Origin of the sequence: Flavobacterium sp., assembly GCF_039595935.1 — a bacterium.
GTDB lineage: Bacteria > Bacteroidota > Bacteroidia > Flavobacteriales > Flavobacteriaceae > Flavobacterium.
The window spans coordinates 407,594-416,850 of sequence record NZ_JBCNKR010000005.1; the positions used below are offsets into that span (position 1 = coordinate 407,594).

General features: G+C 36.0%; 16 protein-coding genes. All 16 read right to left on the reverse strand.

All coding sequences use genetic code 11. The features are described 5' to 3' along the window. Positions 1-2 precede the first annotated feature (2 nt). Complete coding sequence (rplX, locus tag ABDW27_RS09210; RefSeq protein WP_343695629.1) at positions 3-317, reverse strand: 50S ribosomal protein L24; 315 nt, start codon at positions 315-317, stop codon at positions 3-5. Between the two features lie 11 nt (positions 318-328). Further along, a complete protein-coding gene (gene rplN / locus ABDW27_RS09215) occupies positions 329-697 on the reverse strand; it encodes a 50S ribosomal protein L14 (RefSeq protein ID WP_007803649.1) in 369 nt (122 codons plus the stop codon). Positions 698-699: 2 nt separating this feature from the next. Beyond that, a complete protein-coding gene (gene rpsQ / locus ABDW27_RS09220) occupies positions 700-960 on the reverse strand; it encodes a 30S ribosomal protein S17 (protein WP_008464298.1) in 261 nt (86 codons plus the stop codon). Between the two features lie 17 nt (positions 961-977). After that, positions 978-1,169 (reverse strand): 50S ribosomal protein L29, encoded by a 192-nt coding sequence (rpmC, locus tag ABDW27_RS09225; RefSeq protein WP_073418350.1) that lies wholly within the window; start codon positions 1,167-1,169, stop codon positions 978-980. 12 nt (positions 1,170-1,181) lie between these two features. Then, the gene (gene rplP / locus ABDW27_RS09230; protein WP_008464295.1) at positions 1,182-1,607 is read right to left on the reverse strand and encodes a 50S ribosomal protein L16; all 426 of its coding nucleotides are present in this window, start codon (positions 1,605-1,607) and stop codon (positions 1,182-1,184) included. A gap of 19 nt (positions 1,608-1,626) precedes the next feature. Then, a complete protein-coding gene (rpsC, locus tag ABDW27_RS09235; RefSeq protein WP_012022487.1) occupies positions 1,627-2,385 on the reverse strand; it encodes a 30S ribosomal protein S3 in 759 nt (252 codons plus the stop codon). 5 nt (positions 2,386-2,390) lie between these two features. Further along, entirely contained in the window at positions 2,391-2,804 is a 414-nt protein-coding gene (gene rplV, locus ABDW27_RS09240; protein ID WP_007803631.1) for a 50S ribosomal protein L22, read from the reverse strand. A gap of 8 nt (positions 2,805-2,812) precedes the next feature. Continuing rightward, the gene (gene rpsS / locus ABDW27_RS09245; RefSeq protein WP_012022488.1) at positions 2,813-3,091 is read right to left on the reverse strand and encodes a 30S ribosomal protein S19; all 279 of its coding nucleotides are present in this window, start codon (positions 3,089-3,091) and stop codon (positions 2,813-2,815) included. Positions 3,092-3,097: 6 nt separating this feature from the next. Then, positions 3,098-3,922: a 50S ribosomal protein L2 gene (gene rplB / locus ABDW27_RS09250; RefSeq protein WP_073418348.1), complete on the reverse strand. Its 825-nt coding sequence runs from the start codon at positions 3,920-3,922 to the stop codon at positions 3,098-3,100. Between the two features lie 9 nt (positions 3,923-3,931). Then, the gene (rplW, locus tag ABDW27_RS09255; protein WP_012022489.1) at positions 3,932-4,222 is read right to left on the reverse strand and encodes a 50S ribosomal protein L23; all 291 of its coding nucleotides are present in this window, start codon (positions 4,220-4,222) and stop codon (positions 3,932-3,934) included. Between the two features lie 7 nt (positions 4,223-4,229). Beyond that, positions 4,230-4,859, reverse strand: coding sequence for a 50S ribosomal protein L4 (rplD, locus tag ABDW27_RS09260; protein WP_135222813.1), 630 nt, complete (start codon positions 4,857-4,859; stop codon positions 4,230-4,232). Beyond that, positions 4,859-5,476 carry a 50S ribosomal protein L3 gene (rplC, locus tag ABDW27_RS09265; RefSeq protein ID WP_343695630.1) on the reverse strand — a complete coding sequence of 206 codons (618 nt, stop codon included), beginning with the start codon at positions 5,474-5,476 and terminating at the stop codon, positions 4,859-4,861. Before rplC ends, rplD begins: the two co-directional genes overlap by 1 nt. A 394-nt stretch (positions 5,477-5,870) precedes the next feature. After that, entirely contained in the window at positions 5,871-6,176 is a 306-nt protein-coding gene (gene rpsJ / locus ABDW27_RS09270) for a 30S ribosomal protein S10 (RefSeq protein WP_007803605.1), read from the reverse strand. Between the two features lie 11 nt (positions 6,177-6,187). Continuing rightward, entirely contained in the window at positions 6,188-8,344 is a 2,157-nt protein-coding gene (fusA, locus tag ABDW27_RS09275; RefSeq protein WP_073418342.1) for an elongation factor G, read from the reverse strand. 10 nt (positions 8,345-8,354) lie between these two features. Then, the gene (rpsG, locus tag ABDW27_RS09280; protein ID WP_026727879.1) at positions 8,355-8,831 is read right to left on the reverse strand and encodes a 30S ribosomal protein S7; all 477 of its coding nucleotides are present in this window, start codon (positions 8,829-8,831) and stop codon (positions 8,355-8,357) included. 23 nt (positions 8,832-8,854) lie between these two features. Next, positions 8,855-9,238, reverse strand: a complete 384-nt coding sequence (gene rpsL / locus ABDW27_RS09285; protein WP_007136570.1) for a 30S ribosomal protein S12 — start codon at positions 9,236-9,238, stop codon at positions 8,855-8,857. Positions 9,239-9,257: the final 19 nt, after the last annotated feature.

The following is a 9,257-nucleotide window of genomic DNA, read 5'->3' on the forward strand; positions in this document are numbered from 1 at the left end:
TACTATAGTACTTGATTAGATTTTTTTGAAAATCTTACTTTCTTATCTCCTTCTACTCTAATACCTACTCTTGTTGTTTCCTTAGTTTTAGGATCAATTAGAGCAATGTTAGAAATTTGAATAGAAGCCTCTTTCTTAACGATACCACCTTGAGGGTTTTTAGCACTTGGTTTTGTATGTTTTGAAACCAAGTTTACACCTTCAACTACCGCTTTGTTTTTCTCACGGTAAACACGTAAAACTTTACCTTCAGCACCTTTATGGTCTCCAGCAATAACTCTTACGATATCTCCTGATTTTATTTTTAGCTTTATCATCTTAAAACGAATTAAAGCACTTCTGGTGCTAATGATACAATTTTCATGAATTGTTTTTCACGAAGTTCTCTTGCTACCGGACCAAAAACACGAGTTCCTCTCATTTCACCTGCAGCATTCAAAAGAACACATGCATTGTCATCGAAACGGATATAAGAACCATCAGCTCTTCTCACTTCTTTTTTAGTACGTACAACAACTGCAGTTGAAACAGCTCCTTTTTTCACGTTTCCGTTTGGAGTTGCATCTTTGATAGAAACTACAATTTTGTCACCAACAGAGGCATATCTTCTTTTAGTACCTCCTAAAACACGAATAGTTAAAACTTCTTTAGCTCCCGTGTTATCTGCTACTTTTAGTCTTGATTCTTGTTGTACCATAATTATTTAGCTCTTTCTAAGATTTCAACTAATCTCCAACATTTTGTTTTACTTAAAGGACGCGTTTCGCTAATTCTTACAGTATCACCAATGTTACAGTCGTTTTTTTCGTCGTGTGCAACATATTTCTTAGTTTTCAACACGAACTTACCGTATAATGGGTGTTTTACTTTTCTTACTTCTGAAATAACGATAGATTTATCCATCTTATTTGAAGTAACAACACCTATTCTTTCTTTTCTTAAATTTCTTTTTTCTTCCATCTTTCAGCAGAATACAATTATTGTAACTCTCTTTTAGTTAACTCTGTAGCTAATCTAGCAACTGTTCTTCTAACGCTTCTAATTTGAAGTGGGTTAGCAATTGGAGAAATAGCGTGAGCCATTTTTAGGTCAGCATATACTTTCTTAGTTTGACTAAGCTTTTCTTGCAACTCCGCTGCAGAAAGATTCTTTATTTCTGATTGTTTCATAATAAATATAAATTATGCTTCGAAATCTCTAGCAACGACGAACTTAGTTTTTACTGGAAGTTTTTGAGCTGCAAGACGTAAAGCCTCTTTTGCAACTGACAAAGGAACACCTCCAACTTCAAACATAATTCTTCCTGGTTTAACAACAGCAGCCCAATATTCAACTGCTCCTTTACCTTTACCCATACGTACTTCAAGAGGTTTCTTAGTAATAGGTTTGTCTGGGAAAATTTTGATCCACAATTGTCCTTCTCTCTTCATGTAACGAGTTGCAGCGATACGTGCAGCTTCGATTTGACGAGATGTTAAGAACATTCCATCTTCATGTACAGATTTAATACCAAACATTCCATTTGAAAGTTCATGCCCTCTTTGAGAGTTACCTTTCATTCTACCTTTTTGTACCTTACGGTATTTTGTTCTTTTAGGCTGTAACATTTTTCTTTAGTTTAAAAATTTACTTTCTTTTACGAGCGTCTGGTTTTCCACCTTTATTAAAGTTAGATTTACCTCTTGGGGCATCTCCACCTTTACCACCACCAGTACCAGATTGTTTTTTATCCATTCCTGCAAGTGGAGAAAGATCTCTCTTTCCATAAACTTCACCTTTCATGATCCATACTTTGATACCCATTCTACCGTAAGTAGTATGAGCTTCAGCCAAAGCATAATCAATGTCAGCTCTGAAAGTTGATAGAGGAATTCTACCTTCTTTAAAACCTTCTGAACGCGCCATCTCTGCACCATTCAAACGACCAGAAATTAAAACTTTGATACCTTCAGCGTTCATACGCATGGAAGCAGCAATAGCCATTTTAATTGCACGTCTGTAAGAAATACGGCTCTCGATTTGACGAGCGATGCTTGTAGCCACAAGATAAGCATCTAGTTCAGGTCTTTTAATTTCAAAGATGTTAATTTGAACCTCTTTGTCAGTAACTTTCTTAAGTTCTTCTTTTAACTTGTCTACCTCTTGTCCGCCTTTTCCGATAATGATACCAGGTCTAGCAGTAGTGATAGTAACGGTTACAAGTTTTAAAGTTCTCTCGATGATTACTTTAGATACACTAGCTTTTGATAAACGAGCGTGGATATACTTTCTGATTTTGTGATCTTCGGCAAGCTTATCACCGTAATCATTTCCACCATACCAGTTTGAGTCCCATCCTCTGATGATACCAAGTCTATTTCCAATTGGATTTGTCTTTTGTCCCATGCTGCTTAAGAATTGCTTTGTGTGTTATTGATAGCTCCAAGCACGATTGTTACGTGATTAGAACGTTTTCTTATTCTGTGTGCACGACCTTGTGGAGCTGGACGAAGTCTTTTTAACATCATTCCACCATCTACTCTGATCTCTTTAACAAATAATCCAGCTTCTTCTAAATTACCTTCACTATTTTTTTGCTCCCAGTTATTGATCGCAGATAATAATAGTTTTTCTAATTTTCTTGAAGCTTCTTTAGAACTGAATCTTAAAATGTTAAGTGCTCTTTCTACCTTCTGACCTCTTACCAAGTCCGCTACTAAGCGCATTTTTCTAGGTGAAGTAGGGCAGTTATTCAATTTTGCGAAAGCGATAGACTTATTAGCCTCTTTTCTCGCATCTGCTGTTTCTCTTTTACGAACTCCCATTGCTTCTTTTATTTTTTACCTTTATTTTTTGCTCCAGCATGACCTCTAAAAGATCTAGTTGGTGAAAACTCTCCTAATTTGTGACCTACCATGTTTTCTGTTACGTAAACTGGTACAAATTGACGACCGTTATGAACTGCGATAGTTTGTCCAACGAAATCCGGAGTAATCATAGAAGCTCTAGACCAAGTCTTAACTACACTATTTTTACCACTTTCTACGTTTTCCTGAACTTTCTTGTCTAATTTATAATGAACGAAAGGTCCTTTTTTTAATGAACGTGCCATATCTTATTATTTCTTTCTACGTTCTACGATATACTTGTTACTCGGGTTTTTCTTAGAACGAGTTCTGTAACCTTTAGCTGGCAATCCTTTTCTTGAACGTGGATGCCCTCCAGAAGAACGTCCTTCACCACCTCCCATAGGGTGATCAACAGGGTTCATCGCTACTGGTCTAGTTCTAGGTCTTCTTCCTAACCATCTTGTTCTACCTGCTTTTCCAGACACAACTAATTGGTGGTCAGAGTTAGAAACAGCTCCAATTGTAGCCGAACATGTTAACAAGATTAATCTTGTTTCTCCAGATGGCATTTTAATTGTAGCGTATTTTCCGTCTCTTGCCATTAACTGAGCAAAAGTTCCAGCTGAACGAGCAATAACTGCTCCTTGTCCTGGACGTAACTCAATACAAGATATAACAGTTCCAAGAGGAATTCTGCTTAAAGGTAATGTATTACCAATTTCCGGTTGAGATTCTGGACCAGAAACTAATTTCTGACCAACTTTCAATCCGTTTTGAGCAATAACATAAGTTTTCTCTCCATCAGCATAAGCTAATAAAGCGATAAAGGCAGTACGATTTGGATCGTATTCGATTGATTTCACTGTAGCTGGAATTCCATCTTTAGTTCTTTTGAAATCAATAATACGATATCTCTGCTTGTGACCACCACCCGTATAACGCATGGTCATCTTTCCTTGACTATTTCTACCTCCTGAGTTTTTTATCGGCGCTATCAAAGAGCGTTCCGGCTTATCAGTTGTAATAGCGTCATAACCATTCACAACTCTAAATCGCTGACCCGGGGTAATAGGTTTTAATTTTCTTACTGACATTTTTCTATCTTAGATATTGTTGTAAAAATCAATTGTTTCTCCTTCTTGTACTTGAACAATTGCTTTTTTAATTGCATTTGTCTTTCCACTGATTAAACCACTTTTAGTGTATTTAGTAGATCTATCTGGTCTCACATTCATTGTATTAACAGAAACGATAGTTACTCCATAAGCAGCTTCAACAGCTTTCTTAATTTGAACTTTGTTCGCTTTTTTGTCAACAACAAATCCGAAGCGGTTTAGAACTTCACTTTCTTTGGTTACTTTTTCAGTTACTATAGGTCTAATAATGATGCTCATATTCCTATTATTTGCTTAAATTTTCTTCAATTAACTCTAAAGAACCCTCCAAAAGCACTAAATTATTAGTGTTTAATATCGCGTAAGTGCTTAATTCTGAGCTAGTTACGACATTAGAAGCCTTTAAATTGCGTGACGACAAATATACATTTTTATTTGACTCACCCAATACAAATAGAGATTTTTTATTTTCTAACCCTAAAGCTTTCAAAACGTTAATGAAATTTTTAGTGTTTGGCACATCAAAATTAAAGTCTTCAAGAACGATAATATTTGATTCTTTTGCTTTGATTGAGAAAGCTGATTTTCTAGCCAACCTTTTCAAACCTTTATTCAATTTAAATGAATAACTTCTTGGTCTTGGTCCGAAAACTGTCCCTCCTCCTTTAAACAAAGGATTCTTAACACTTCCTGCACGAGCAGTACCCGTACCTTTTTGTTTTTTAATCTTACGAGTACTTCCAGTTACTTCAGCTCTTTCTTTAGCTTTATGAGTACCCTGTCTTTGATTAGCAAGATATTGCTTTACATCAAGATATACTGCGTGATTGTTTGGCTCAATTGCGAATACTGAATCAGAAAGTTGAACTTTTCTTCCAGTATCTTTTCCGTTGAAATCTAATACTTTTACTTCCATTACTTCTGAATGATTACGTAAGAGTTTTTGTGTCCAGGAATACATCCTTTAACAACAAGTAGATTCTTCTCAGCAACTACTTTTAAAACTCTAAGGTTTTGAACTTTTACATTATCTCCTCCCATTCTTCCAGCCATACGCATTCCTTTGAATACTCTAGATGGATAAGAAGAAGCTCCTACAGAACCTGGCGCTCTTAAACGGTTGTGCTGACCATGAGTAGCTTGTCCAACACCACCAAAACCGTGACGTTTAACAACACCCTGGAAACCTTTACCTTTAGACACACCTTGTACGTCTACAAATTCTCCTTCTTCAAAAATAGAAACATCAATAAGATCTCCTAATTTTTGTTCAGTTGCAAAATCTTTAAATTCAACGACTTTTTTCTTAGCAACAGTTCCAGCTTTTTTAAAGTGACCTAAAGCCGCTTTAGTAGAATGTTTCTCGTTTTTGTCATCGAAACCAAGTTGCAACGCTTCATACCCGTCAACCTCGTTGGTTCTGACTTGGGTAACAACACATGGCCCAGCTTCGATTACCGTACAAGGAATGTTTTTCCCGTTTTCATCGAAGATACTAGTCATGCCGATTTTCTTACCAATTAACCCAGACATAAATATTAATTATTAATTACTAAAATTCCCTTCAATTTGGAGATAACAGAAATTTCCAAACAGGGAGTGCAAAAGTAGATATTAAAATCGAATAAACCAAACAGTTACAAAAATTAAATCGCTCATTATCAAAATCCAAGCCTCAAAAGCATACAAAATCAAATCTAATCCAACCTAAAAAACAAGTTTCAGATTCACATCCAAAACAACAACATATCCAACAAATACTTAAAAAATTCACAACTTAAACCTCTCCTACAACCCTAAAATAAAGGCTTTTGCAAATTTCATCACAAATTATTAATAGAAAAAATTTAATCAAAAATCATCATATAGCAACAAAAAAAGCGAGACAGAAATGTCTCGCTTTTGATATATTAAAAATATAAAAAAATTATACTTTTATCTCTACTTCAACCCCACTTGGCAATTCAAGTTTCATTAAAGCATCAATAGTTTTAGATGAAGATGAATAAATATCAATCAATCTCTTGTATGACATTACTTCAAATTGCTCTCTCGCTTTTTTATTAACGTGCGGAGAACGCAATACAGTGAAAAGTTTTTTGTGAGTTGGCAACGGAATTGGACCTGTTACAACCGCACCAGTAGTTTTTACTGTTTTTACGATCTTTTCAGCAGATTTATCTACCAACATGTGATCGTAAGATTTTAGTTTTATTCTGATTTTTTGACTCATTTTCCTTAAAATTAAGCGTTACCTTTTGCTTTTTTGATTACCTCTTCTGAAATATTAGAAGGTGTTTCTGCATAATGAGAAAACTCCATTGTAGATGTTGCTCTACCAGATGATAATGTTCTTAATGTAGTAACATAACCAAACATCTCAGCTAACGGCACATCTGCCTTAATAGTTTTCGCTCCGTTTCTATCACCCATATCATTAACCTGACCTCTACGACGGTTCAAGTCACCTACGATATCACCCATATTTTCTTCTGGAGTAATAACCTCGATTTTCATGATTGGCTCTAAGATAACAGCTCCAGCAGCTTTACCAGACTCTTTATAACCCATTCTTGCAGCTAATTCAAAAGAAAGAGCATCAGAATCCACAGGGTGGAAAGATCCATCTAATAAAGTTACTTTTAAACTATCAACAGCATATCCAGCTAAAGGACCAGTTTTCATAGCTTCACGGAAACCTTTTTCAACTGCAGGAATATACTCTTTTGGAACGTTACCTCCTTTTACTTCATTCACAAACTGTAATCCAACCGGAACTTTACCATCAACTTCATCAGCAGGCTCGATTCTAAATACGATATCACCGAATTTACCACGACCTCCAGATTGTTTTTTGTAAGTTTCTCTATGTTGAGCAGATCTTGTAAACGCCTCTTTATACTCTACTTGCGGCTCTCCTTGATTAACCTCTACTTTAAACTCACGTTTCATACGGTCAACTAAGATATCTAAGTGAAGCTCACCCATACCAGAAATAATAGTTTGTCCAGAAGCTTCATCAGTTCTAACTGTAAATGTTGGATCTTCTTCAGCCAATTTAGCTAAAGCCATACCCATTTTATCAACGTCAGCTTTTGTTTTTGGCTCAATAGCGATACCAATTACAGGATCTGGGAATTTCATAGATTCCAAGATAATTGGATTCTTTTCATCAGAAAGTGTATCCCCTGTTTTAATATCTTTAAAACCTACAGCAGCTCCAATATCTCCAGCCTCAATAAATTCAATTGGGTTTTGTTTGTTAGCGTGCATTTGGTAGATACGAGAAATTCTTTCTTTATTACCAGAACGAGTATTTAAAACATAAGAACCAGCATCTAAACGTCCAGAATATGCACGGAAGAAAGCTAAACGACCTACGAATGGGTCAGTAGCAATTTTAAATGCTAAAGCAGCAAACGGCTCTTTAACATCTGGTCTACGTAAAATTTTCTTTTGGTCTTCTTCTAATAAATCAGCATCATCAGGATGAATTCCTTCAATACCTTCTTTATCTAATGGAGATGGCAAATACTTACAAACAGCATCTAACATAAATTGAACTCCTTTATTTTTGAAAGAAGAACCAGCAAGCATAGGAATAATTGCCATATCAATAGTAGCAGCTCTTAACGCGTTGTTGATTTCTTCCTCTGTAATAGAGTTTTCATCTTCCATGTATTTATCTAAAAGATTTTCATCATAAGTAGCAATCTCTTCGATAAGAATAGAACGATAGTGTTTTACATCATCAACCATATCCGCTGGGATATCAACGATATCAAAAGTAGCCCCTTGAGTTTCATCATGCCATACGATAGCTTGATTTTTCACCAAGTCAACAATACCTTTAAAATCAGCCTCATCACCAATAGGCAAAGTAATTGCAACCGCATTCGATTTCAACATATCTTTCACCTGTCCGCATACAGCTAAGAAGTTAGCACCTTGACGGTCCATTTTATTTACGAATCCCATACGAGGAACTCTATATTGATCTGCAAGCCTCCAGTTAGTCTCTGATTGAGGCTCAACACCATCAACAGCACTAAACAAGAAAACTAAACCATCAAGTACACGTAAAGAACGGTTTACCTCTACAGTAAAGTCAACGTGTCCAGGAGTATCAATAATATTAAAGTGATATGGTAATGATTCTGGAAGAACTTTACCTTGCTCAGTTGGAAAGTTCCAAGTACAAGTTGTAGCAGCAGAAGTAATTGTAATACCTCTTTCTTGCTCTTGTGCCATCCAGTCCATTGTTGCAGCACCATCGTGCACCTCACCAATTTTGTGTGACTTTCCAGTATAAAAAAGAATACGCTCAGTAGTTGTTGTTTTACCAGCATCAATGTGAGCAGCGATCCCGATATTTCTTGTATATTTTAAATCTCTAGCCATTTCTTACGAATTAAAATCTAAAGTGAGAGAATGCTTTATTAGCTTCTGCCATTTTGTGAGTATCCATTCTTTTCTTAACTGCAGCACCTTCTTCTTTAGCAGCAGCTAAACACTCTGACGCTAAACGTTGTGCCATAGATTTTTCATTTCTTCTTCTAGAATAAAGTATCAACCACTTCATTGCCATAGAAATTTTTCTGTCTGGACGAATCTGCATTGGGATCTGGAATGTAGCTCCACCAACTCTACGGCTACGCACTTCTACGTGAGGCATAACGTTTGTTAAAGCATCTTTCCAAATTTCTAATGAAGTTTTCTCATCATTTTGCTTTTTAGTTTCAATGATATCAATAGCATCATAAAATACTTTAAAAGCTGTAGATTTCTTACCATCCCACATTAAGTTGTTCACAAAACGAGTTACCAATTGGTCATTAAACCTTGGATCCGGTAAAAGTGGTCTTTTCTTTGCCGCTCTTTTTCTCATGTCTTTTTCTTAAAAGTTTTAAATTACTTTTTTGCTTCTTTTGGGCGTTTAGCACCGTACTTAGATCTTCTTTGCGTTCTTCCTGCAACACCTGACGTGTCAAGCGCTCCACGAACGATATGATATCTAACACCTGGTAAATCTTTTACCCTTCCGCCTCTAACTAATACTATCGAGTGCTCTTGTAGATTGTGTCCTTCTCCAGGAATGTAAGCATTCACCTCATTACCATTTGTCAAACGTACACGCGCAACTTTACGCATTGCAGAGTTTGGTTTTTTTGGTGTAGTAGTGTAAACACGCGTACAAACCCCTCTTCTTTGAGGACAAGAATCTAAAGCAACCGATTTACTCTTCTTAGTTATCTGAGTTCTTCCTGTTCTTACTAATTGTTGAATTGTTGGCATAATTAATACTAAAAATTAA